We start from the raw sequence: 23287 nt of genomic DNA on the forward strand, positions 1-23287 counted from the left end.
ATGCGAACGCTCGACGGCGAAGAGACCCGTCGCATTCTCACCGCCTATGGACTCGATCGTCCCACGGGAATCGGCTTCGCCTTCTGCGATCCCGCGCGGAACGTCTTGTACGATTGGCACGCGCATGCCTACCATCAGCTGATCTACGCTGTCGACGGCCCCACTCGCATCGAGACGGAGGAGAACCGCTTTGTTCTTTCGAGAACGACAGCCGCCTGGATACCCTCGGGGACCCACCATCGGACCCTCGTCACCGACGCCGACGCGGTGTCCTTGTATTTCTCGCCGAACGCCGCCGACAAAGAGCCCTCACGCCTGAAGATCTTCGCCGCCACGCCATTGATGCGGGAAATGATATTTTTCGCGACGCGGTGGAGGCTCGGCGCCGGCGATACGGACCCGTTCGCGCAACACTTCCTGCGATCACTGGCGCTGCTTTGCTGCGAACAGCCAGAAAGCGAGCAGCCGTTCGTTCTTCCCGGAGCGACCCACCCGGCTATCCGGCGCGCGATCGACTACGCTTTCGGCGATCTTGCCGCCGCTACGCAGACCGGAGCCATCGCCGCGGCCGCGCTGTCCGAAAGAACCTTCCGCAGACTGTTCGCCCATGAGACCGGCTCGAGCTGGCAGGCTTGGCTCGGGCGTGCGCGAATTCTGGCGGCGATGGCGGCCTTATCGAAAGGAGGGCGGGTTACGGACGTCGCAGCCGACGTCGGCTATTCCTCGCTCAGCGCCTTCGCAAAGGCGTTTTCGCAGATTTGCGGCGAGACGCCCGCGCGATTCAGACGGCGTCGATCGTCGCAGTCCGGATCGATCCATCGCCGGTAATGCTCACCGCCCCTTATACTCCGGCAGCGCCGGCGTCGCGCCGAAGAGCACCTGTTGCGGGTTCTTCTCCAGCGAGCGCACCGCGCGCTCCACTGTCTCCAAGGTCTTGCGCGCGTCGACGGCGAGCAGCTCATATTGCTTCAGCCCGCCGCCGGAGAAAGTCTTCAGATTGTTGGAGGCGGCGGCGATGTCGGTCGAGATGCTGGAGAGCTTTTTCGGGTCGATCGCGGCGAGGAGCTTGTCGAGCCGCTCGGGGATCGGCTTCAGCGAGCGGCCGAGCGCCGCCATGTCCTTCATCACCGAGCCGATGTTCTCGGAATTATCGGCGAGCGCTTTGGTGAAGGTTTCGGCGTTCTGCAAGGTCTGCGAGATCGTCGCGGAATTGGCGTCGAGGAGCTTGTCGATCTTGTCGAGCGCGTCGGTCGCCTTCTTCGACAGGCGCTGCACGCTGTCGATGATGTTCTGCAGATCGGAGCCTTCCGCCTCTATGCGCGGATAGGCCTGTCCCGGCGCCGCGGCCAGCACCGGCGCGCGCGGCGTGCCGCCGACAAGCGCCACCGTCTTGACGCCGGTGAAGCCCGCCGACTCGAGCCGCGCCTTGGTGTCGATCTTGATCGGCGTCTTCTTGTCGATGTTCACCAGCACGTCGACGCGGCTCGGGTCTTCCTCGGAGATCGCCAGCTGCGTCACCTCGCCGACCTTCAGCCCGTCGAACTCCACCGCGCCGCCGCGTGTGAGGCCCGACACCGAGCCGGAGAAGACGATCTGATAGGTCTTGTATTGCGCCGTCGTGCTCGGCCCCGAGAACCAGAACACGAAGCCGAAGGCGGCGAACACCACGGCGATGGTGAAAGCGCCGATCAGGGCGTAATTGGCGCGGGTTTCCATGTCTCGCCTTTCTCAACTCTCGGCTTTTTCGGCTTCGTCGCCGCGCGTCCGCCGCGGCGCCGCCACCAGGCGGGAGCCGCGCACGCCGTGGAAATAGGCGCGCAGCCAGGGATGGTCGCAGGCCAGCATCTCGTCCATCGTCCCCGCCGCGATCACTTTGCCCTCGGCGAGCGCGGCGACGCGGTCGCAGATCGAATAGAGGCTGTCGAGATCATGAGTGACCATGAACACCGTCAATCCCAGAGTGCGCTGCAGGGTCGAGATCAGCTCGTCGAAATCGGCGGCGCCGATCGGATCGAGCCCGGAGGTCGGCTCGTCGAGGAACAGAAGCTCGGGATCGAGCGCGAGAGCGCGCGCGAGCGCCGCGCGCTTGACCATACCGCCCGATAATTCCGACGGAAACTTGTCCGCCGCGCTCGCCGGCAGGCCGACGAGGTCGAGCTTCAGCATGGCGAGTTCGTCCATCAGCCGCGGCGAGATCTTGCGACTCTCGCGCATCGGCATTTGAATATTCTGCCGCACGGTGAGGCTCGAGAACAGCGCGCCATTCTGGAACAGCACGCCCCAGCGCCGCTCGAGCCGGCGCCGATCCGCGGCCGAGAGCCGATCGCGATCCTCGCCGAACAGCTCGATGCGTCCGGCGCGCGTTGCGACGAGGCCGAGAATGGCGCGCGTCAGCACTGATTTGCCCTGCCCCGAGCCGCCGACGAATCCGAGCACCTCGCCGCGATAGACGTCGAGATCGAGGCCCTTCATCACGAGATGCTCGCCGAAGCCGACGACCAGATCGCGCACGCGCACGACCGCCTCGCGCTCGGCGAGGGCGCCCTCTTGCGGCGCGGCGATGGAGAGATCGGGCATATCGGCGCTTCTAATATTTGATCGAGGCGAAAAAGATCGCGAACAGACCATCGAGCACGATGACCATGAAGATCGACTTCACCACCGCGGCGGTGACGTGCCGTCCGAGCGATTCGGCTGAACCTTTCGTCGACATGCCTTCCATCGCGCTGACGATGCCGATGGTGAAGGCCATGAACGGCGCCTTTATGATGCCGACCATGAAGGTGTTGCGCCCGATCGCCGCCTGCAGCCATTCGAGATAGGCGACCGGGCTGATGCCCTCATAGCCCCAGCACACGAGCAGGCCGCCGAACAGCGCCGACATGTCGGCGATGAAGGCGAGCAGCGGCATTGCGACGACGAGCGCCAATATGCGCGGCGTGACCAGCGCATCCATCGGCGAGAGGCCCATCACGCGTAACGCGTCGATCTCCTCGCGCATCTTCATCGAGCCGAGCTCGGCGGTGATGGCCGAGCCCGAGCGGCCGGCGATCATGATCGAGCTGAGCAGCACGCCGAGCTCGCGCAGCACCAGAACGCCGATGAGGTCGACCGCATAGGTCGAGGCGCCGAATCGGCGCAGCTGGAAAATGCCCTGCTGCGCGACGATCGCCCCGACCAGGAGATTGATGAGGGCGATGATCGGCACGCTGCGCAGGCCGAAATTCTCGAGGTGATAGACGAAGGAGGTGAAGCGGAAGCGCCGCGCGATCGCCACCGCTCGCCCCGTGACCGCGACGAACTCGCCGAGAAACACCGCGCCCGCAAAGGCGTCGCGTCCCGCCGTGACGACGGAGCGGCCGAGATCGGCGAGAATATCGATGCAAAGGCTCGAGCGCGGACGGGAGTCGGTCTCGAAGCGGCGGAAATGCGCCTCGCGCAGCAATAGCTCATGCTCGGGCCGGGCGCCTTCCACGCTCGCCTCGACGCCGGCGCGGGCGAGCTCGTCGAGCGCGCGGCCGATCACCCAGGCGCCGGCCGTGTCGAGACGCGAGACATGGACGAGATCAACGACGGCGCGCGTCGCGCCGCGCCCGTCGGCCACCATCTTCTCCGCAGCGCGCTCTATATCCATGGCGGCGGCGAGCACCCAGTCTCCCGCCAGCGCGAACGAGACCGCCGCGCCATCCCGTCGCGACGAAACGCGAGCCGTGACGTCGAGGAGGTTGGCCTGCATAGGGTTTGCCTTCCCGAGAGCGAAAGACGTCCGCTCCCCTTTCCGCCCGTCCCTGGGCGTCTTAACTTCCAGCGCAGGCGAAGTCGAGCGCGAGCGTCGCCTTTCAGCTGCGCCGGCGCTTGTTTCAACGGGAAAATCGCAAAATGACAGTGGAGTTGACGATCGCCGTGGAGCGCTTTCCGATCGCCGGGCGCTTCGTGATCTCGCGTGGCGCGAAGACCGAGGCGGTCGTGGTCGTCGTGATTCTGCGCGCGGGCGACGCCATCGGACGCGGAGAATGCGTGCCCTATGCGCGCTATGGCGAGAGCGTCGAGAGCGTCGTCGCGGCGCTGGAGAGCGTCCGCGACGCGCTCCAGAACGGGGCGGACCGCGAGGCGCTGGCGCTGCTGCTGCCGGCCGGCGCCGCCCGCAACGCCGCCGATTGCGCGCTGTGGGACCTCGAGGCGAAGCGCACGGGCGTCGCCGCCTTCCGCCGCGCCGGGCTCGAGGAGATGCGGCCGCTGGTGACCGCCTATACGATCTCCGTCGGGACGCCGGCCGAAATGCGCGACGCCGCCGCCAAGGCCGCGGATCGGCCCTTGTTGAAGGTCAAGCTCGCCGGCGCCGGCGACATTGAGCGAATCGCCGCCGTTCGCGAGGGCGCGCCGCGTTCCGAGCTGATCGTCGACGCCAATGAAGCCTGGGCCGAGGCCGACCTCGCGACGAATCTCGACGCCTGCGCCCGCGCCGGCGTGCGCCTCGTCGAGCAGCCGCTGCCGGCGGGCGCCGACGCCGCGCTGGCGCGCATCGCCCGGCCCGTCCCGGTCTGCGCCGACGAGAGCCTGCACGACCGCGCCGGGCTCGCGGCGCTCACCGGCCGCTATGACGCGGTGAATATCAAGCTCGACAAGACCGGCGGCCTCACCGAGGCGCTGGCCCTTTCCGCCGAGGCGCGGCGGATGGGCTTCGCGATCATGGCGGGCTGCATGGTCGGCAGCTCGCTGGCCATGGCGCCGGCGCTGATCGTCGCGCAGCAGGCCGAGTTCGTCGACCTGGACGGCCCGCTGCTGCTGGCGAAGGATCGCGAGCCGGGGCTGCGCTATGAGGGGTCGCTGGTGTTTCCGCCGGAGCCGGCGCTCTGGGGGTGAGCGCGGCCGTCACGCCCCCTTGTCCTCGCGCAGCACCTTGCCGTCCCCGCGCAGCAGGCGCCGCACGAAAGCGACGCTCTCCGGCGTCTCGTGCGACCACAGCCGCGCGGTCAGCACGCCGGCGAGCAGGCCCGCGAGCGCGCCGGAAAAGCCGGCCCAGGCGAGCGCGCCGACGCCCGGCGGACCGGGCTCGACGAACAGGGTCCCGGCCATGGTGGCGACGCCGATCAATTGCGCGGTCATCGCGTCCTTCTCCTGCGCGCGGGGCAGGAAGACGAGGCCGAGCAGCGGAAACAGGCCGGACGCCGAAATGGCCAGAGCGAGGCCGACGAGCGTGCGCGCGTCGATGGCGTTGGCGGCGCTGGTCGCCGAGCCGAGCGCGGTGACGCCGACGAGGGCGAGGCGGGTGATGGCGAGCCGGCGGCTGGTCAGCGCCGATTCGGCGCGCAGCCGATAGAGCGCGTCATGGCCGACCGCGGCGGCGCAGGCGTGCAGGCTCGCCGCGGCGAGCACGAGGCCGACGGCGATGAGCCCCGAGGCGATGAGGCCGGTGAAGGCGGCGCCGAGCTTCTCGAGCTGCGGCAAGCCGCCGATCAGATATTCCGCGCGCACCGACACATCCTGCGCCCGCAGAGGCGCGCCGGGCGGCAGATTGCGCGCGAGACAGGCCGTGCGCGCCGCCGCCGGCCGGTCGACGCGCGCGCCGCAAATCTGCACGAAGCCGCGTCCGCTCGCCTGATAGAGCGCGTCCGGCAGATGCTCGGGCGTCTGGCCGACGGCGACGCGCGACAGAGCCAGCGCCGAGGCGGCGATTGTCGCGGCGACGAGAGCCGCGGCGACGAGCGTCCAGAACAGCGCAGCCACCCCCGCCCGCCGCGCCGCCGGCGCATCCCGCGTGGCCACGAACGGGGTGAGCGCCGGCGCCAGAGTGGCGACGCCGAGCGCGAGGCCGAGAGCGGTGAGATAATCGGCCGCCGAGCCTCGCCCGACGAGCCCCCAATTCTGCATCAGCGCCGTCGCCTCCCGCCACAGCGCCTCGTCGCCGACGACCGGCAGCGCGACAGCGCCGTCCTGAGCGACCAACGCCGCCTGCGGCAGAGCGAAGCCGACGAGCATGACGCCGGCGGCGGCGCAGGCGCTCCAGACCACGCCGCCGACGCCGCCCGGCCCGGCGATCAGCAGAATAGCGACGCCGATGAAGAAGGCCGCGAACGGCCGGCCCGAGCCGGTAAAGCCGACCAAAGCGTCGACCGCCGTCTGATAGCCGGCGAGCGCGACAATGGCCGAGGAGAGCGCGGCGACCGCGATCATGCCGAGCCGCGGCTCGACGGTGCAGAAGCGCGCCGCGAGCAGCTCGGTCAGCGAGAAGGCGCCGGTCTTGCGCAGCAGCGGCCCGACCAGCGCCGCAATGGCCGCGAGGCCGAGCAGAAAGCCGGCGACGACGGCGCTCGGCGAGGATTGTCCCGCGAGCCGCGCGGCGAAAGGCGCGGCGAGGCCCATCATCATCGCCGTCGTCGCCAGCCCGGCGTAAGAGGCCGGCGCCGCGCGCGAGGCGGCGTAATAGAAGGAAACGCGCATCGAATGCAGCAGAAAGCCGAGGCCGGCCAACGCGACGACGGTGAAATAAGGCGACAGCAGCGCGACCAGCCGCTCGGGCGCGCCAACGCGGTCGAGCAGAGCGACGAGCCCATAGGCCGAGCCGAAGGTGGCTACGACGAAAGCAATGCGGGCGTCGAGCCGCGCCCGCTCCTCGAAACTCCCCTCGCCCGTCTGTCGCATGGCCGTCTCCTCGCATGGGGGAGCCTAACGGAGCATCTTCGCAAAAACCAGGAGCAGGCGCGCCCCGCGCTCTGGATTGCTTCGTCGCTCCGCTCCTCGCAATGACGAGCCCTCACGACGCGCGAGCCTTCTCGGCGCCGCGCGGCGGTGATAGGGTCCCGCCCAACCCCGCCCTTCCCGAAAGTCCCGAATGTCCCTCACCCACCAGCCGATCGGTCCCGGCAGCCACGTCTTTCTCGTCGACGGCTCGTCCTTCGTCTTTCGCGCCTATTTCCAGTCGATCCGCCAGGACGCCAAATATAATTATCGCGCCGACCGGCTGCCGACCGGCGCCGTGCGCCTCTTCTGCGCCAAGCTGTTCCAATTCGTCCGCGAGGGCGCGGCCGGCGTCATGCCGACGCATCTCGCCATCATCTTCGACAAATCCGAGAACTCCTTCCGCAAGGAGATCTATCCCGATTACAAGGCGCATCGCCAGGAGCCGCCGGCCGATCTCGTGCCGCAATTTCCGCTGATGCGCGCCGCCGTGCGCGCCTTCGGCCTGCTGCCGATCGAGCAGGATGTCTATGAGGCGGACGATCTCATCGCCACTTATGCGAAGCTCGCGCGGGCGCGCGGCGCCGATGTGCTGATCGTCTCCGCCGACAAGGATCTGATGCAGCTCATCGACGACAAAGTGTCGATGTACGACCCGGCCTCGGGAACGCGCGAGGAGCGGCGCATCGGTTATAATGAAGTGATCGAATATTTCGGCGTGCCGCCGGAAAAAGTCGTGGATGTGCAGGCGCTCGCGGGCGATTCGACCGACAATGTGCCGGGCGCCAAGGGCATAGGCGTGAAGACCGCCGCGCTGCTCATCAACGAATATGGCGATCTCGACACGCTGCTCGCGCGCGCGGGCAGCATCAAGCAGCCCAAGCGCCGCGAGGTCCTGACCGATCCAGCGAGCGTCGCGCTGATCCGCACGTCGCAAAAGCTCGTGAAGCTCGTGGACGATGCGCCGCTCGAGATTTCGCTCGACGATCTCGGCCTGCATCAGCCGGACGGCAAGACGCTCGTCTCTTTTCTGCAGGCGATGGAGTTCACGCAGCTGACGCGCCGCGCCGCCGAGACCTATGGCGTCGAGGCGAATGAGATCGAGCCCGACCCCGCTTTTGTCGGCCCCGCCGGCTGGCGCGGGCGCAATGGCGAAGTGGCGGAAGCCCCTGCCCAGCAGGCGCCGGCCGCGCCCGCAGCCAAGCTTCCGACGCCGGAAGCGGGCGCTCTCACGCCCGCCGCCCTCGCCGAAGCGCGGCGCGAGGAAGGCGTGGCGACCAAGATCGACCGCTCGCTCTATGAGACGGTGACGACTCTGGAGCGGCTCGACGCCTGGATCGCGGAAGCCTTCGCGGCGGGCTTCGTCGCAATGGACACGGAAACGACCTCGCTCGATCCGATGTCTTGCGATCTCGTCGGCGTTTCGCTCGCCACCGCGCCGGGCCGCGCCTGCTATATTCCGCTGCGGCATGTCGCCTCCGCCGGCCCCGATCTGCTCGGCGGCGGCGAGCCCCCGCCCGCGCAAATTCCGTTCGACGACGCGATAGCGCGCCTCAAGCCGCTGCTCGAGGCGAGGAGCGTGCTGAAGATCGCGCAGAATATGAAATATGATCTGCTCGTCCTCGCCTGCTGCGGCGTCGATGTCGCGCCGATCGAGGATACGATGCTGATCTCTTACGCGCTCGACTCCGGCCGCAACAATCACGGCCTCGACGAGCTCGCGAAAAAGCATCTCGGCCATGAATGCATTCCCTTCGCCGCCGTCGCCGGCTCGGGGCGCAGCTTCATCGGCTTCGCGCGCGTTCCGCTCGACAAGGCCACCGAATATGCGGCCGAGGACGCCGATGTCGCGCTGCGCCTGTGGCGCGTGCTGAAGCCGCGCCTCGCCGCCGAGCATATGACCAGCGTCTATGAGACGCTGGAGCGGCCAATGGTCGGCGTGCTGGCGGCGATGGAGCGGCGCGGCGTCGCCATCGACCGCAATATTCTCTCGCGCCTCTCCGGCGAGTTCGCGCAGGACATGGCGCGGCTCGAGGCGGAGATCTACGATCTCGCCGGCGAGAGCTTCAATCTCGGCTCGCCCAAGCAATTGGGCGATATTCTGTTCGGACGGATGGGCCTGCCCGGCGCCAAGAAGACCGCGACCGGCGCCTGGTCGACCTCGGCCAGCGTGCTCGAGGATCTGGCCGAGAGCGGCAACACATTCGCCGCGCGCATTCTCGATTGGCGCCAGCTCTCCAAGCTCAAATCCACCTATACCGACGCCCTGCCCGGCTTCGTGAACAAGGCGACCAACCGCGTCCACACATCCTATGCGCTGGCGGCGACGACGACCGGGAGGCTCTCGTCATCCGAGCCCAATCTGCAGAACATTCCCGTGCGCAACGAGGCGGGCCGCAAGATTCGCAAGGCCTTCGTCGCCGAGCCCGGACATGCGCTGATCTCCGCCGATTATTCGCAGATCGAATTGCGGCTGCTCGCGCATATCGCCGACATTCCGCAGCTACGGCAGGCCTTCGCCGAAGGAATCGACATTCATGCGAAGACGGCGAGCGAGATGTTCGGCGTGCCGGTGCAAGGCATGCCCTCCGACGTGCGCCGCAGAGCCAAGGCGATCAATTTCGGCATCATCTACGGCATATCGGCCTTCGGCCTCGCCAATCAGCTCGGCATTCCGCGCGAGGAGGCGGCGGCTTACATCAAGCGCTATTTCGAGCGCTTTCCCGGCATTCGCGACTATATGGACAAGACGAAGAGACTGGTGCGCGAGCAAGGCGTCGTCACCACCATCTTCGGCCGCAAATGCCATTTTCCGCGCATCGGCTCGTCCAACGCCTCGGAGCGCGCCTTCTTCGAACGCGCGGCGATCAATGCGCCGATCCAGGGCGCGGCCGCCGACATCATCCGCCGCGCCATGGCGCGCATGGACGCGGCGCTGGCGACGGCCGGCTGCAGCGCGCGCATGCTGATGCAGGTGCACGATGAATTGGTGTTCGAGGCGCCGCTCGAGGAGACCGAGACGACCATCGCCGTGGTGAAGCGCGTGATGGAAGAGGCGCCGCACCCGGCGGCGACCCTAACCGTTCCGCTGCAAGTGGAGGCGCGCGCCGCGCAGAATTGGGACGAGGCGCATTGATTCAGGAAGAGGCGCTTCCTTCTCCCGCGCGCGGGAGAAGGTGGCCCCGCGAAGCGGGGTCGGATGAGGGTCCGCACCGATAAGCAGTTTCAAATTCGCAGCGCAGCCTTAGGACGCGGCCAATCCGAGGCGCCCTCATCCGACCCGACTTCGACGCGCTTCGTCGCTTCGCTCCTCGCGATGACGGCGAGTCGCTGGTCGCCAGGACAGGCGATCAGAGCCGCTTCAAGCCGTCCTCATAGCTGATCACTTCATAGCTCGTGTCATATTTCAGGCCGGCGTCGACGATCGTGTCGATTTTTTCGGCCGTGTCGTATTTCTTCATCTTGAGCTTATCGAGATAGAAGAGCTCGATGAGCTCGTTGTAGACCGAGGTGTCGTCGATCGGCAGGACATAGAGGGACACGCCGCCGAAGCTGATCTGATAACGCGAGGCGCGGTCGAGATCGCCGACATAGATGTAATATTTTCCGTCCGGCTTCACGCTCGCGCCGAGGCTCTCGGCAAGCGCCGGAAGCTGCTTGAAGCTCGACAGCGATCCGGCCACGAAGGACAGCGCCGCGTCGCCATCCTGCGCCGCCGCGAAGACAGCCTCCAGAGTGAGAAGCGGCTCGAGCGTGATGGCGATCTCGCCGCGGAAGCCGAAGCGTCCGGCGTGATGTGTCGTCCCTTTATGCGCAGGCTTCAAAAGGCGGCCTTCCGCCTCGAGACGGCCGAAGGCGGTGGACTCGATGGAGGTCATCATGAGCTTTCAGTTGTCCGTCCTTCCCGAGACATTCGAGACGATGACGGCCGATCTTGTGGAATGTCGGCGCGCGCTTTCGGACGTTTCCCGACAGGGAGCGAACGTCGCCTCAGGCCGGCGCCGATCGATGTGCGAGGGGGAAAGAGCGAGCGAAAAGCGGCTCGTAGCGCGCGCGAACGCTGTTCTGCAAAGGCATCGAGAAACCGGAGCGGTCTAGACAGCCGTGTCGGCTTTCGATCCGCAGGTCCGGCGCGTAGCGCTCCCGCCACGGATGAAGCATTTATCGCGCCAATAGCGCGCTTTCCGAACGGATTACGATCTCACCGCGCCGCTCGGCGCGAGCCGGGCGATCGGATGATGAGGCCGTCGTCCTCCGCCCGGTCTCAGCTCGTGCGGCCGCCCGGCTGCTCGTCCCAATAGGGGCGCGCGTGGTAATGCTCGTGCACGCGCCGCTCCCATTCGCGGTCCGACCAGCTGTCGTCGGAAAACTCCGGAGCGTCATGGAGCTGCTGCTCGGTGACGTCGGCGACGAAGGCGCCGCGCTCGCGGTCGTAGGTCAGGGAGCTCCACGGCAGCGGATAATGGCTGTGGCCGAGGCCGAGAAACCCTCCGAAGGCCATCACCGCATAGCGCACGCGGCCGGAGACGCAGTCGATCATCAGATGATCGATCTCGCCGATCTCGTCCCCATTCGGATCGAAGACGGTGACGCCCTCGAGATCCTGGCTGGAGATCAGATTGAAACCGAACTCGGCGGAGGCCATGGCTCGCTCCTGTCGCGCTGTTCACGGCGCTGGAACGCGCCCGGGCCGAGAAAGGTTCCAGCGTCCGCGATCGCCTATCGCTGTCAGAGGGCCGCCGCCGCCGGCTCCAGCCGCCGCGTCGCCTCGCCGCGCACGGCCGAGACGGCCGTCTGGAAGCGCTCGAGAATGGCGTCGATCTCCTCCGGCGCGACGACGAGCGGCGGCAGGAAGCGCACCACCGCGCCGAACCGTCCGCCGAGCTCGAGGATGAGGCCGCGCCGCAGGCATTCATGCTGAATGCGACGCGCCAGCTCCGGCGAGGCCGGCGGCGCGCCGACGGAGCCGCCGCCGGCCTCGACGACCTCCGCGCCGACCATCAGCCCGCGCCCGCGCACATCGCCGATGCAGGGGAAGTCGGCGGCGATCGCCTCGAGCCCGCGCATCAGGCGCAGGCCCATGCGCTCGGCGTGCTCGGCGAGCCCCTCCGCGACGACATGGCGGATCGTCGCCGCGCCGGTGGCGAAGGCGAGCTGATTGCCGCGGAAGGTTCCCGCATGCGCGCCCGGCTTCCACTGATCGAGATCGCGATGATAGACGACGACGGAGAGCGGCAGCCCGCCGCCCACGGCCTTGGACAGCACGACGACGTCTGGCGTGACGCCCGCATGCTCGAAAGCATAGAGCCGTCCGGTGCGGCCGAGCCCCGTCTGCACCTCGTCGAGGATGAGCGGAATTCCCCGCGCCCGCGTGATCTCGCGAATGCGCCAGAGCCAGGCGTCCGGCGCCGGCACGACGCCGCCCTCGCCCTGCACCGGCTCGAGGATCATCGCCGCCGGCGGCAGCACGCCGCTGTTGGGATCATCGAGCAGGAACTCGATGTAGTCGGCGCCGATCTTCGCGCCGGCCGCGCCGCCGACGCCGAAGGGGCAACGATAGTCCGACGGAAAGGGAAGAAACTGCACCTCGCCGCCGAGGCCGGAGATCGCGCGCCGCGGCGCCGGCTCGCCGGTGACGCCGAGCGTCGCATGCGTCATGCCGTGATAGGCGCCGCCGAAGGAGAGCAGTCCGCGCCGGCCGGTGGCGGTCTTGACCAGCTTGAACGCCGCCTCGATCGCGTCGGCGCCGGAGGGTCCGCAGAATTGAATCTTGTAGTCCTTGGCGAAAGCCTCGGGCAGGCTGTCGAATAATTCGCGCGTGAACCTGTCCTTCAGCGGCGTCGGCAGATCGAGCGTCTGCAGCACCGGCTCCTGCGCCAGCGCCTCGCGGATCGCCTCGACGACGATCGGATGATTGTGGCCGAGCGCCAAGGCCCCGGCGCCGGCGAGACAGTCGATGTAATCGCGGCCGTCCGTGTCCTCGACGACGACGCCGCGGCCGCGCCGCAGCGCGATCGGCAGCTTGCGCGGATAGCTGCGCGCGTTGGACTCGATCTCCGCCTGGCGGGCGAGATAATCATTGCCGAAGGATTCATAGAAAGGAATCGTCGCATAGCCGCCGTCGACGCCGATCATCCGACCGTTCGGCCATGTAGCGCCGAGGTCCGTCTTTCCCGTTTCGAGCATGTCGCGCCTCGTCCTTCAAATCAGCCTATCGGGAAGGACGATCGAGACCGCGGCGGCGCGCCAGCACGAGACGAAATAAATGAACCAGCGTTCCGGCGCGTCGGAGAACAGGACTCTCCCTTCTCCCGCCCGCGGGAGAAGGCGGCCCTCGCTTCAGCGAGGGTCGGATGAGGTCGCTCCGTCGTGCAACGCCGCGAAATGATCTCGAAACGGGCTGTTCGGCTCGGCCCATCCGACCCGGCTCAGCCGGGCCAGCTTCTCCCGCCCTGCGGGAGACGGGATGCTCGTCGAGAGTCAGAAGATAGAGCAGCGATCTTGTTTGTCGCAGGCGCAAAGAGCATGAGGAAAGCTGCGGATCGACAGTCTGCGCCGCCGCCGGCACAATGGCGCTTCGATTGGAACGCAATTCATTTTTCACATGAAGGAGACACGCCGATGCGGGCGTTTCGTGCGGGCCTCGTCATGGTGATCGCGGCCGCCGCCGCGCCCGCCGCGGCGCAGTGGGACGGCTTTCTGGTTCCGGATTGGACGAAGCGAGCGGAGACGCGAACCTCGCATCTCCTGCTCGGGGCTCCGACCGCGGCGCCATACTCCTATTACTACCGCTATCCGGAGCCCTATCCTTACGTCTATGCCCCGCGCGGCTGTCTGGTGGACGCCGCGATGTTCGACGACTGGGGCATATTCCGCGGCTATCAGAGGCTGCGCGTCGCCTGCTGATCGGCCGAAGCGCATTTGTCGAGCAGGATCTGATTGGCGTCGAGCGAGAATTCGCGCCAAGCGGCGGCGATGTCGCGCAGCGTCGCGCTCAGATAGTCCTTGGACGGCTTGTGCTCGTCGGGGAAATTGGAGAGCGCGCAGGACGTGCGGTTGAAGTCGATGACGCTGTCGAGCAGCTCCTGGATGAAGCCGTCGAAGGCGGCCTGCACCAGCGGCGTCAGATCGGAGCGGCCCTTCTCCACGGCGACGATTGAATGATCGAAGGGCAGGGTTTCCAGAACCGCTGTCGCCTCTTTCAGAACCGCCTCCATCGCGCCGAGCATCGCGCGCTGAGTCACCTGTTCGCGCTGGCCATTGGAGAGCCCGAAATTCAGGCGCTGGCGATAGCTGGCGAAGGCCGGCTCGCGCTTCGACTGCACCCACTCGCGGAAGCGCGCGACGCTCGACTCGTTGAGCGCCTCCGGCGTCGTCGTCTCACTCGTTCCCGGGATCATGATCGGCGCCTCCTTCTTGTCGAGAATCCGCAGAGCGATGCGTTTGGCCGCATTGAGCGCGCCCTCGACATAGCCGCCGCCCTCGCGCGCGGTCTCTGCGCCGCCGAGCAGCAGCTTGCCCTCCCAAAAGGACTGGCGCAGCATCGGATCGCCATATTCGGGATGCTCCGCCGGCGGCGTCTTGTCGAGAGTGGCGCAGGTGAAGGGCTCGCGCACCCAATCCTGCACATGCTGCTCGCCCACGCCCTCGAGCGGCTTGCCGTATAATTGGACGAGCTGACTGGCGAGCAGCATCGGCATGCCGCCTTCGAAGGCTTCGCGCCATTCGATGGAGAGCGCGAAGAAGCCGCCGATCGCGGCGCGCTCGCCGGAAGCGTCGCAGGCGTCGAAAATCTCGCCGAGCACGGCCTGCTCATGGGTGGCGAAAGCATTGCCGGAATGGCCGTCGGCGCGCCAGGCGGGCTTGCCCTCGAAGCCGACCACGGCCTTGGCCTGCGAGGCCATCCAGGTCGCGGCGCCGCGCATGGCGTTGCGGGTCAGCGCGTCGAGCGGCGGATCGAAGGCGACCTTCTCCTCGATGAGGCGCGGCGGCATCGCCAGCACGGCCCGGCGCGCCTCGACGATCACCGGCTCGCCGGCGATGTCGAAGCGCAGCTCGACGTGGTCGCCGCGCTCGGCGGCGTCGCGCAGCACGGCGCCGAGATGAATACACTCCGGCGGAACATCCTTGGCCAGCGCCTCGATCAACGTGGCCATGCCGCCCTCGATCCGGCGCGCGCCGGAATGGAGATTGGGCGTCATGCGCGTCTCGGGCTTCTTGTCGCCCTCGGCGAGCAGCATCGCCGTGCCCGGATCATGCTGCGGGAAATGAGCGAGGCCGAGCTCGGCGACCAGCCCGGTGATCGTCGGCTGCGTGTCCGGCCAGAACCAGGTCGGGCCGAGGTCCACGCGCAGTCCCGAGCTGTGATCCTCGACCGACAGCACCCGCCCGCCGAGGCGCGTGCGAGCCTCATAAAGCGCGAAGCTCACGCCCGCCTTGGCGAGGTCGCGCGCCAGCCCCAGGCCGCATGCTCCGCCTCCGACAATCACGACATCCAGCATCGATCCGCTCCACGGCCGAAAGAAATTTGACCGAAAAGGAACGCAAAGGACGTGCCGCGCATTTTGTCGCTTTTGTGTCTCGGCTTTTGGCGCCCGGCGTGCAGGATGAGGCGTCTCCTTCTCCTGCCCAGCGGGAGAAGGGACGCGAGCCTGGAGAGACGACAGTGACCGACAGCAATCGCCTCTCCGAGGAGACGAGCCCCTATCTGCTCCAGCACAAGGACAATCCCGTCCATTGGCGGGCGTGGTCGGCCGAGACCTTGGCGCTCGCCAAGGCGCAGGGCAAGCCCATTCTCCTCTCCAGCGGCTACGCCGCCTGCCATTGGTGCCATGTGATGGCGGCCGAGAGCTTCGAGAACGATCGCATCGCCGCGCTGATGAACGCCAACTTCATCAATGTGAAGGTCGATCGCGAGGAGCGGCCGGACATCGACCACCTCTATCAGCAGGCGCTGCAGATGCTCGGCCGCCGCGGCGGCTGGCCGCTGACGATGTTCCTGACGCCGGACGGCGAGCCCTTCTGGGGCGGCACCTATTTTCCGCCCGAGCCGCGCCACGGCATGCCCGGATTCGCCGATATTCTGCAGGCGGTCGCCGAGCTCTGGCGCGAGAAGCCGGCCGTGGTGACGCGCAATGTCGGAGCCATCGCCAATGGCCTCGACCGGCTCGCCGAGAGCGCGCCGGCCGAGCCGATCTCGCCCGTCCTTCTCGAGACGATCACGGAGCGGCTGGAAGAGCTGATCGACCGCGAGCATGGCGGCATCAGAGGGGCGCCGAAATTTCCCCAGCCGCCGAGCCTCGAATTCCTTTGGCGGGCGTGGAAGCGGACCGGCCGCGCCTCGCTGCGCGAAGCCGTGCTGACGACGCTCGACCATATCTGCCAGGGCGGCATTTACGACCATATCGGCGGCGGCTTCGCGCGCTATTCCACCGACGAGCGCTGGCTCGCGCCGCATTTCGAGAAGATGCTCTACGACAATGGCCAGCTCGTCGAGCTGCTGACCCTGGTCTGGCAGGACGAACGCAAGCCGCTCTACGCCGCGCGCGTCGAGGAGACGATCGATTGGGCGCTGCGCGAGATGCGTCTGCCCGAGGGCGTCTTCGCCAGCAGCCTCGACGCCGACAGCGAGCATGAGGAAGGCAAGTTCTATGTCTGGTCCGCCGCCGAGATCGATGCGGCGCTGGGCGAGCGGGCGGGCGCCTTCCGCGCCGCCTATGACGTGACCGAAGCGGGGAATTGGGAAGAAAAGAACATTCCCAATCGCCTGCTCGAGATGGCGCTCGGCTCGGCCGAGGCGGAGGCGGCGCTCGCCGCCGATCGCGCCGCGCTGCTGGCGCTGCGCGAGACGCGCGTCAGACCCGGCCGCGACGACAAGGCGCTCGCCGATTGGAACGGGCTGATGATCGCCGCCCTCGCCGCGGCGGCGCAAGCCTTCGCGCGGCCGGACTGGCTCGCCGTCGCGACGGCGGCCTTCGATTTCATCGCGACCAGCATGACGACGGCCGACGGCCGGCTGCTGCACTCCTATCGCGCCGGCCGCGCCAAGCATATGGCGGTGCTCGACGATTACGCGGATCTTTGCCGCGCCGCGCTGACCCTCCACGAGGCGACCGGCGACGACGCCTATCTCACACGCTGCCGCGAATGGGCGGAGATCGTCGAGACGCATTATCGCGATCCGGCGGGCGGCTATTTCTTCACCGCCGACGACGCCGAGGCGCTGATCCGACGCGCCAAGATCGCCGAGGACGCGCCTTTGCCGTCCGGCAATGGCGCCATGACGCAAGTGCTGGCCCGGCTCTATCATCTGACCGGCGAGACGGCTTATCGCGAGCGCGCCGAGGCGACGCTCACGGCCTTCGCCGGAACCGTGCGGCGCGGCCTGCTGGGCTATTCGACGCTGCTCTCGGGCGCCGAGATTTTGCGCGACGGGCTGCAGATCGTGATCATCGGCGCCCGCGCGGCGGAGGATACGGCGGCGCTGCTGCGGGTCCTGCACGAAACATCCCTGCCAGGCCGATCGCTGCTGGTGGCGGCGCCCGGCGCCGCCCTGCCGCCGGACCATCCCGCCGCCGGCAAGACGCAGGTCGACGGCCGGGCCGCCGCTTATATGTGCCGGGGGACGACCTGCTCACTGCCGATCGTCGAGCCGGCCTCACTAGCGCTGGCGCTGCGTGGGGAGCCGCAGACGCCGTCGGCGTGACGAGCGCGATTGGCGACGCGCCTGCCGCCTCCTCTCCCCGCTCGCGGTCTCCCTTAATCGGCCCTGCCCTCACGTCCCCCGTGGCTTCGCCCGCGTCGTCGGCGCCGCTTTGGCGGGATCGTCCGGCCAGGGATGGCGCGGATAGCGGCCCTTCATCTCGCGCTTCACCTCGGCCCAAGACCCGGCCCAAAAACCGGGCAGATCGCGTGTCGTCTGGATCGGGCGATACGCTGGCGACAAGAGCTCGAGCGTCAGCGGCGCGCGGCCGCCGGCCAGCGTCGGATGAACGGCGAGGCCGAACAGCTCCTGCACCCGCACCGAGAGCAGCGGCCCATTCGCCGCGGCATAGTCGAGCGCATGGCGCGAGCCGGCCGGCGTCTCGAAAAAGGGCGGCGCCTCGCGCTCGAGCCGCCGCGTCAGCTCAAAAGGCGTGAGAACGGCGAGCGCGGCGTCGAGATCCTCCGCCGTGATCGCCGCAAGACTGGCGCGGCCGATGATGAAAGGCGCGAGCCAGTCCTCGCCCCGTTGGGCGAGCCCCTCGTCCGACACATCCGGCCAGGCATCGCCTTCCGCGCGGCGCAGGAAAGCGAGCCGGTCGCGCAGCTGCATCTGCGCCTTGCTCCAGGGCAGCCGACCGACGCCGACTGTCGCGGCGCCGCGCGCGAGAATAGCAGCGCTCTCGTCATTGGGCTCGGCGGGAAGATTCTGCTCGGTGAGGCGAATGGCGCCGAGCCGGCGGAACCGGCGGCGGCGCAGGGCCCCGCTCGCCGGATCGAACATCGTCTCGTCGCGCGTCTCGATCCGCCCGGCGCCGATCCGCTCGACCTCCTCGGCCGAAAGCGCGCAGGCGGCGAGCACGCGGGCTTGCGCGGCGCGGCCCGTCACCTCGGCGACCGCCAGAAACGGCGCGGCGGCGAGCGGCTCGTGCGGCGGGACGGAGGCCGCGCGGCCGCTCGCCATCAGAAACTCCCCCGTGGAGCCGCGCGCCTTGGCGATCCGGTCGGGAAAGGCCATGGCGATCAGCGCGCCGTCAGAAAGATCGGCGGGCGCGTCGCAGGCGATCGCCGCGCGCGCCTGCTTCGCCCAGACGCCCGACAAGCGCCGCGCGTCGCGGGCGCGGCGCGAGCCGTCCGAGCGGAAGCGCTCGAGGCGCTCGGAGAGATCGGCGGAATTGCCGCCGAGGCCGCGCTCGGACAGCAGCAGAGCGAGATCGGCGGCGCGCTCGGCCTCGCCATGGCGCGCCGCCTCGAGGGCCATGCGTGCGAGCCGCGGCGCGATCGGCAGCGCCCGCATCGCTTGCCCCAGAGGCGTCAGCGCGCCGCCCTCGTCCAGCGCCCCGAGCGAGCGAAGGAGCTCGACCGCCTCGGCGTAGGCCGGCCGCGGCGGGGCGTCGAGAAAGGGAAGCTTTCGCGGATCGTCGACGCCCCAGGCGCGCAGATCGAGCGCGAGGCCGGAGAGATCGGCGGCGAGGATTTCCGGCGCCGCGAAAGCGGGCAGAGAAGCGGTCGCGGCCTCGTCCCACAGGCGATAGCAGACGCCGGGCTCGGTGCGTCCCGCCCTGCCCCGCCGCTGGTCGACCGAGGCGCGCGAGGCGCGAACGGTCTCCAGCCGCGTGAGGCCGAGATCGGGCTCGAACGCCGCGACGCGCGACAGCCCGCAATCCACGACGACGCGCACGCCCTCGATGGTCAGCGAGGTCTCGGCGATGGAGGTGGCGAGCGTGACCTTGCGCCGGCCCGCCGCGGCGGGAGCGACGGCGAGATCCTGGTCCTTGCGCTCCATCGCGCCATAGAGCGGCGCGACATCGACATCGGGCGGCAGGCCGCGCTCGGCGAGCAGGGACGCTACGCGCTGGATCTCCGCCTGTCCAGGCAGGAACGCCAGCAGCGAGCCATGCTCCTCGGCCAGTCCGCGCCGCACGGCGCGCGCCACCGCCTCCTCGACGCGCTCCTCGGCGGCGCGGCCGAGATAACGCGTCTCGACCGCGAAGGTGCGGCCCTCGCTCTCGACGATCGTCGCGCCGCGCATGACCGAGGCCACGCGCGCGCCGTCTAGCGTCGCCGACATTGCGAGGATGCGCAGATCCTCGCGCAGCCCGGCCTGCGCGTCGAGCGCCAAAGCGAGGCCGACATCGGCGTCGAGCGAGCGCTCGTGAAACTCGTCGAAGATCACCGCCGCGACGCCCTCGAGCATCGGGTCATCGAGGATCATGCGCGCGAACACGCCCTCGGTGACGACCTCCACGCGCGTGCGCGACGAAATTTTGGATTCCAGCCGCATGCGCAGGCCGATGGTCTCGCCGACCGCCTCGCCGAGCGTCGCCGCCATGCGCGTCGCCGCCGCCCGCGCCGCGAGGCGACGCGGCTCCAGCAGCACGAGCTTGCCGCCGGCCGCCCATTGCGCATCCAGCAGAGCGAGCGGCACGCGCGTCGTCTTGCCGGCGCCGGGCGGCGCGACGATCACGAGATTGCTCGACGACGCGGCCGCCGTGCGGATTTGCGGCAGGACGTCGTCGATCGGCAATGTTTCGCGGAAGCTCACACGCGCCCCCGCGGACGCTCACTTCTGGCGGGCGATGATCTTGTCCTTGATCTTGTCATAGACGGCCTTGGGAATGATCTTCTTGCGGTGAAGCTCGTCCTTGCCTCGATAAGGGCGACCCTTCACGATCGCCGCGGCGCGCGCCGGACCGACGCCCGGCAGCACATCCAGCTCCTCGACCGTCGCCGAATTAATGTCCAGCAACTCCTCGGCGGGAGCGGCGGGCTTCGCCGGCGCCGGCGCGACGGAGGGAGCGGGCGCCGAAGGCTGGAGAGCCTGCGCGAGCACGCCGGCGCCCCAGCCGAGCGCGAGAGCGACCATAGCGAAGCGAAGGAAAAGGCGCATGGGGAATCCTCTCTCGTCACCAATGACGAATCGGAGAATCCGCGCGTCGGCCCCGGCCGGTCAATTGCGTCTTGTTCGTGCGGCCTGGAACGCTCGAGCGAATTCTGATCGGTCGAACGTTCGATCGGAAAGCGCTCTATTCGAAGCTCGTCTGGAAGCGCACGATCGCCCGCGCCATCGGGCGAGTCGGCAGATAGCAGAAGGAATTGGTGGCGATCTTCGCCTCCTTGCAATGATTGTGATCGGCGTTCCATTCATAGCCGAGCCGCTCCATGCAGGCGACCATGGCGTCATGCAACACAGGGCTATGGTTCTTGGTCCGCTCGTCGGGCAGCTTGGTCTCGACGTCGAGCTCGCAATCGGTCACATCGGTCTTGAGGCCGGCGAAATAGCGGCCGGAGCTGCTCGAAGTGACGAAGATGAGCTCGGTCGCGACCATGAAGGCGAGGCCGATGGCGAAGGCGACGCGAGACTTGAGCTTGCTGTCGAAATAATCGACGCCGATGAAGGACAATGCGCCGAGCGCCAGCAAGCCGCCGCCCAGAAGCAGGGTGAGCGGCGCGACAAAAGCCGCGATATCCTCGTTCATCGGCGCCTTTCTCCGTCTTCGTTACGACAGGGCGCCGCATTCCCTCTTCGTCTCGTCATAAAGTGGAGCGAGGCCGAAGGCTCGGCAAGCGCGAGGCGCCCAAAAACCGAGCTTATCGCAGGCCGCCGCCGTCGCGCTATTCGAATTTCAGCTGCAGCGCGGTAACGGCGCGATCGAAGCCGCCGGCCGGCAGATAGCAATAGGGGTTGGTGGCGAGCGGCGCGTCCGAGCAATTATGGTGGCCCGGAGCCCATTCATAACCGGCCTCCTGCATGCAGGTGCGGATGTGATTTTGAATGACCTCGGCTCCGGCGCCGAGCCGGGCCTCGGGATGGGCCGACTCGCCCTCGAGCTCGCAGGCGGAGGTCTGCACCTGCTGAGCTTTGAAGAAGGAGACGCTGGAGCCGGCCAGCACGACCTCGAGCGCGCCGAGCACCGCGAAGCCCGCGACCAGCGCGACGATCGCCTGCGTCTGCGAGCGCAGGAAACGAATGTCGATGAAATAGAGAATGCCGCCGGCGACGAGCGCGCAGCCGATAATGAGCGCGAAAGGCGTGACGAAGACCGAGAGATCCTGATTCATTTTGTTCTCCTGTGCTCAGAGAGCGCGCGCGCCCTCGTCCGGCGACCGGATCGATCGCCGAAATCCGACAGGAGTCATCAGCCTCTTCGGCGGTTAGAGGGGGCACCCCATCCCCTGGCGCGGAGCGCTCGGCGTCCGCGACCTCGTATGACAAATTCGATACAGAAGCGGGGACGTTGCGTCAATGTCGGCGTCGATATGCGCGGGCGAAGCGGGCGCGCGCTGTCTACTTCGCCTCCGCGAACCCCAGCGGCTTGCTCGCCGCAGCCAATGGCTCTGAATGGGTCGCCGTCGCGACGGTCACGCCCGGCTCGCCGCCGGCCGCGGCCAGCGCCTCGGGAGTGTTGGAGAGAAAGGCGGCGAGATCGTCGGCTCCGCGGGCTGCGAACTCGGCGAGTTCCTGGTCGCCGAGCGCGCTCCACGGGTCACCGGCGCCTCTCGCCACGACCTCGTCGGCGAGGCGCTGCGCCCGCCGGCCGTCGTGATCGAACACGTCGAACACATAGCCGAGGCGCGTCGCGCCCTCCGGCCCCGCATAAGCGGTGAGATAGCCGCGCAGCTTATAGGCGGCGTCGGCCTCGCCGGCCGTGGCGATGTCGCGGACCTCGGCCGTGCGGACGAACAGCGGACGAAAACGGGTCAATATCTCTTCCGGCGCGCCTTCGAGGCTGGCGAGGGCGACGCTCGCGCCATGCGGGCTGACGCCCGGGCGCGGGACCGGCTTGTGGCGCGCCGCCGTCGGGCCCGGGCGCCGCGCCCCGACCTCGACCGCCGTGTCGACACATCCGGCGAGCGCGGCGGCCGCCGCCGCCAAGGCGCAGATCGTCGCGAGCCGCCGCCCGCCCGTCTTCGGCTGTCGCATCTTCTCCTCCCCGGGTGTCGGTCCGCCGCATGGTTGACGAATTGCTAACAATGATCCGGGGGCCGGTCCAGCCCCGGAGTCTTGCGCATCCGCAGAGTCGCCCACCGCCTATCCCACTGAAAAACAGCGCGCGCGCCTCAATGCCGCCATCAAGCCTCCCGACCATCCACCTTTCGTTAACCTTAATATCGGGTCGCCGCGGATGGCGGCGCGCGAAAAGCTGGCGTCAAGGTTTACGGAACCTTCGCTTAACCCTGCCCCGCTAGGACTGCCCGGGAAAGACCGCGTCAGAGGAGTTTTCAAGGTTATGGACATCACCTCCGCCTTGCGCACGCTGCGCGTCGTCGCCGCCTTGACTGCGGCCTTGTCGATCGCGGCCTGCGCCAAGAACGCCTCGGAGGACGAGAACGCCGCCCTCGCGGGTCGCGGCGGCTACGCCGCTCCGGGCAGCCCGCAGGATTTCGTCGTCAATGTCGGCGACCGCATCTATTTCGAGACCGATTCGAGCGAGCTGACGTCGACCGCTCAGACGACGCTCGACAAGCAGGTCGACTGGCTGCAACGCTACGGCCGCTATTCCTTCACGGTCGAGGGCCACGCCGATGAGCGCGGCACGCGCGAGTATAATTTCGCGCTCGGCGCCCGCCGCGCCGAGGTGGCGAAGAACTATCTCGTCTCGCGCGGCCTCTCGGCGGCGCGCATCCGCACGATCAGCTATGGCAAGGAGCGCCCGGTCGCGGTCTGCGACGACATCTCCTGCTGGTCGCAGAATCGTCGCGCCGTGACCGTTCTCGGCGGAGGCAATTCATAAATTCGCGCCGGGCGCGCCTTCGGGCGCTTGCATCGCGCCCGACGATGCGGCATTGAGAAGCCGACGCCGCGTCGTCCCGCAGGAGTGTAGCTCAATCGGCTAGAGCACCGGTCTCCAAAACCGGGGGTTGGGGGTTCGAGTCCCTCCACTCCTGCCAAAGCTAAAAAAATCTC

19 protein-coding genes, 1 tRNA gene and 1 riboswitch are annotated in these 23287 nt (G+C 68.1%); of the genes, 7 read left to right on the forward strand and 13 right to left on the reverse strand.

Annotated elements, in window-relative coordinates; genetic code table 11:
* Positions 1–828 (forward strand): AraC family transcriptional regulator, encoded by an 828-nt coding sequence (locus CQW49_RS03135; RefSeq protein WP_003610992.1) that lies wholly within the window; start codon positions 1–3, stop codon positions 826–828.
* A gap of 3 nt (positions 829–831) precedes the next feature.
* Here the strand turns inward: CQW49_RS03135 and CQW49_RS03140 are convergent, their stop codons facing one another.
* From CQW49_RS03140 to CQW49_RS03150, 3 genes are read right to left on the reverse strand one after another with little or no spacing between them, the layout of a single operon-like run.
* Positions 832–1716 carry an MlaD family protein gene (locus CQW49_RS03140; protein WP_003610991.1) on the reverse strand — a complete coding sequence of 295 codons (885 nt, stop codon included), beginning with the start codon at positions 1714–1716 and terminating at the stop codon, positions 832–834.
* Between the two features lie 12 nt (positions 1717–1728).
* Positions 1729–2577, reverse strand: coding sequence for an ABC transporter ATP-binding protein (locus CQW49_RS03145; protein ID WP_003610990.1), 849 nt, complete (start codon positions 2575–2577; stop codon positions 1729–1731).
* Positions 2578–2587: 10 nt separating this feature from the next.
* The gene (locus CQW49_RS03150; protein WP_003610989.1) at positions 2588–3736 is read right to left on the reverse strand and encodes an ABC transporter permease; all 1149 of its coding nucleotides are present in this window, start codon (positions 3734–3736) and stop codon (positions 2588–2590) included.
* A 143-nt stretch (positions 3737–3879) separates the two neighbouring features.
* Between CQW49_RS03150 and dgcA the strand changes: the two genes are divergently transcribed.
* On the forward strand, positions 3880–4863 hold the full coding sequence (gene dgcA / locus CQW49_RS03155) for an N-acetyl-D-Glu racemase DgcA (protein ID WP_003610988.1): 984 nt from the start codon (positions 3880–3882) through the stop codon (positions 4861–4863).
* A gap of 9 nt (positions 4864–4872) precedes the next feature.
* Here the strand turns inward: dgcA and CQW49_RS03160 are convergent, their stop codons facing one another.
* Entirely contained in the window at positions 4873–6642 is a 1770-nt protein-coding gene (locus CQW49_RS03160) for a solute symporter family protein (protein ID WP_003610987.1), read from the reverse strand.
* A gap of 190 nt (positions 6643–6832) precedes the next feature.
* Here CQW49_RS03160 and polA point away from each other — a divergent pair, with 190 nt between their 5' ends.
* Positions 6833–9814: a DNA polymerase I gene (gene polA / locus CQW49_RS03165; RefSeq protein ID WP_003610986.1), complete on the forward strand. Its 2982-nt coding sequence runs from the start codon at positions 6833–6835 to the stop codon at positions 9812–9814.
* A gap of 214 nt (positions 9815–10028) precedes the next feature.
* Here the strand turns inward: polA and CQW49_RS03170 are convergent, their stop codons facing one another.
* The 3 genes from CQW49_RS03170 to CQW49_RS03180 all read right to left on the reverse strand — a co-directional run bounded on the left by CQW49_RS03170 (position 10029) and on the right by CQW49_RS03180 (position 12864).
* The gene (locus CQW49_RS03170; RefSeq protein ID WP_003610985.1) at positions 10029–10559 is read right to left on the reverse strand and encodes a hypothetical protein; all 531 of its coding nucleotides are present in this window, start codon (positions 10557–10559) and stop codon (positions 10029–10031) included.
* A 383-nt stretch (positions 10560–10942) separates the two neighbouring features.
* Entirely contained in the window at positions 10943–11323 is a 381-nt protein-coding gene (locus CQW49_RS03175) for a PRC-barrel domain-containing protein (protein WP_003610984.1), read from the reverse strand.
* 83 nt (positions 11324–11406) lie between these two features.
* Complete coding sequence (locus CQW49_RS03180; RefSeq protein ID WP_003610983.1) at positions 11407–12864, reverse strand: diaminobutyrate--2-oxoglutarate transaminase; 1458 nt, start codon at positions 12862–12864, stop codon at positions 11407–11409.
* Positions 12865–13299: 435 nt separating this feature from the next.
* On the opposite strand from CQW49_RS03180, the gene CQW49_RS03185 reads away from it, so the two are divergent.
* Entirely contained in the window at positions 13300–13584 is a 285-nt protein-coding gene (locus tag CQW49_RS03185) for a hypothetical protein (protein WP_003610982.1), read from the forward strand.
* Here CQW49_RS03185 and CQW49_RS03190 read toward each other — a convergent pair.
* Entirely contained in the window at positions 13560–15179 is a 1620-nt protein-coding gene (locus CQW49_RS03190; RefSeq protein ID WP_003610981.1) for a flavin monoamine oxidase family protein, read from the reverse strand. The two genes, CQW49_RS03185 and CQW49_RS03190, sit on opposite strands and share 25 nt — an antisense overlap.
* A gap of 164 nt (positions 15180–15343) precedes the next feature.
* Here CQW49_RS03190 and CQW49_RS03195 point away from each other — a divergent pair, with 164 nt between their 5' ends.
* Positions 15344–17383, forward strand: coding sequence for a thioredoxin domain-containing protein (locus tag CQW49_RS03195; RefSeq protein WP_003610980.1), 2040 nt, complete (start codon positions 15344–15346; stop codon positions 17381–17383).
* 69 nt (positions 17384–17452) lie between these two features.
* Here CQW49_RS03195 and hrpB read toward each other — a convergent pair whose 3' ends face one another.
* The 5 genes from hrpB to CQW49_RS03220 form a co-directional block, all read right to left on the reverse strand.
* Positions 17453–19924: an ATP-dependent helicase HrpB gene (gene hrpB / locus CQW49_RS03200; protein WP_003610979.1), complete on the reverse strand. Its 2472-nt coding sequence runs from the start codon at positions 19922–19924 to the stop codon at positions 17453–17455.
* An 18-nt stretch (positions 19925–19942) separates the two neighbouring features.
* A complete protein-coding gene (locus CQW49_RS03205; protein WP_003610978.1) occupies positions 19943–20269 on the reverse strand; it encodes a helix-hairpin-helix domain-containing protein in 327 nt (108 codons plus the stop codon).
* Positions 20270–20405: 136 nt separating this feature from the next.
* On the reverse strand, positions 20406–20858 hold the full coding sequence (locus CQW49_RS03210) for a hypothetical protein (RefSeq protein WP_003610977.1): 453 nt from the start codon (positions 20856–20858) through the stop codon (positions 20406–20408).
* 136 nt (positions 20859–20994) lie between these two features.
* Positions 20995–21441 carry a hypothetical protein gene (locus CQW49_RS03215; RefSeq protein ID WP_003610976.1) on the reverse strand — a complete coding sequence of 149 codons (447 nt, stop codon included), beginning with the start codon at positions 21439–21441 and terminating at the stop codon, positions 20995–20997.
* 61 nt (positions 21442–21502) lie between these two features.
* Positions 21503–21565, reverse strand: a riboswitch (Fluoride riboswitch).
* A 102-nt stretch (positions 21566–21667) separates the two neighbouring features.
* Positions 21668–22303: a hypothetical protein gene (locus CQW49_RS03220; RefSeq protein WP_003610975.1), complete on the reverse strand. Its 636-nt coding sequence runs from the start codon at positions 22301–22303 to the stop codon at positions 21668–21670.
* 307 nt (positions 22304–22610) lie between these two features.
* Here CQW49_RS03220 and pal point away from each other — a divergent pair, with 307 nt between their 5' ends.
* Entirely contained in the window at positions 22611–23114 is a 504-nt protein-coding gene (pal, locus tag CQW49_RS03225) for a peptidoglycan-associated lipoprotein Pal (RefSeq protein ID WP_003610974.1), read from the forward strand.
* Positions 23115–23194: 80 nt separating this feature from the next.
* A tRNA-Trp gene (locus tag CQW49_RS03230) sits at positions 23195–23271 on the forward strand.
* Positions 23272–23287: the final 16 nt, after the last annotated feature.

It is taken from the genome of Methylosinus trichosporium OB3b (assembly GCF_002752655.1).
Lineage (GTDB): Bacteria > Pseudomonadota > Alphaproteobacteria > Rhizobiales > Beijerinckiaceae > Methylosinus > Methylosinus trichosporium.

Bases quoted from the DNA above. Each gene is read 5' to 3' on its own strand.
- CQW49_RS03170 (WP_003610985.1), bottom strand. From the start codon at position 10,559: ATGATGACCTCCATCGAGTCCACCGCCTTCGGCCGTCTCGAGGCGGAA.
- CQW49_RS03210 (WP_003610977.1), bottom strand. From the start codon at position 20,858: ATGAACGAGGATATCGCGGCTTTTGTCGCGCCGCTCACCCTGCTTCTG.
- dgcA (WP_003610988.1), top strand. From the start codon at position 3,880: ATGACAGTGGAGTTGACGATCGCCGTGGAGCGCTTTCCGATCGCCGGG.
- CQW49_RS03205 (WP_003610978.1), bottom strand. From the start codon at position 20,269: ATGCGCCTTTTCCTTCGCTTCGCTATGGTCGCTCTCGCGCTCGGCTGG.
- CQW49_RS03135 (WP_003610992.1), top strand. From the start codon at position 1: ATGCGAACGCTCGACGGCGAAGAGACCCGTCGCATTCTCACCGCCTAT.
- CQW49_RS03175 (WP_003610984.1), bottom strand. From the start codon at position 11,323: ATGGCCTCCGCCGAGTTCGGTTTCAATCTGATCTCCAGCCAGGATCTC.
- pal (WP_003610974.1), top strand. From the start codon at position 22,611: ATGGACATCACCTCCGCCTTGCGCACGCTGCGCGTCGTCGCCGCCTTG.
- CQW49_RS03160 (WP_003610987.1), bottom strand. From the start codon at position 6,642: ATGCGACAGACGGGCGAGGGGAGTTTCGAGGAGCGGGCGCGGCTCGAC.
- CQW49_RS03215 (WP_003610976.1), bottom strand. From the start codon at position 21,441: ATGAATCAGGATCTCTCGGTCTTCGTCACGCCTTTCGCGCTCATTATC.
- CQW49_RS03185 (WP_003610982.1), top strand. From the start codon at position 13,300: ATGCGGGCGTTTCGTGCGGGCCTCGTCATGGTGATCGCGGCCGCCGCC.
- polA (WP_003610986.1), top strand. From the start codon at position 6,833: ATGTCCCTCACCCACCAGCCGATCGGTCCCGGCAGCCACGTCTTTCTC.
- CQW49_RS03180 (WP_003610983.1), bottom strand. From the start codon at position 12,864: ATGCTCGAAACGGGAAAGACGGACCTCGGCGCTACATGGCCGAACGGT.
- CQW49_RS03145 (WP_003610990.1), bottom strand. From the start codon at position 2,577: ATGCCCGATCTCTCCATCGCCGCGCCGCAAGAGGGCGCCCTCGCCGAG.
- CQW49_RS03190 (WP_003610981.1), bottom strand. From the start codon at position 15,179: ATGCTGGATGTCGTGATTGTCGGAGGCGGAGCATGCGGCCTGGGGCTG.
- CQW49_RS03150 (WP_003610989.1), bottom strand. From the start codon at position 3,736: ATGCAGGCCAACCTCCTCGACGTCACGGCTCGCGTTTCGTCGCGACGG.
- CQW49_RS03220 (WP_003610975.1), bottom strand. From the start codon at position 22,303: ATGCGACAGCCGAAGACGGGCGGGCGGCGGCTCGCGACGATCTGCGCC.
- CQW49_RS03140 (WP_003610991.1), bottom strand. From the start codon at position 1,716: ATGGAAACCCGCGCCAATTACGCCCTGATCGGCGCTTTCACCATCGCC.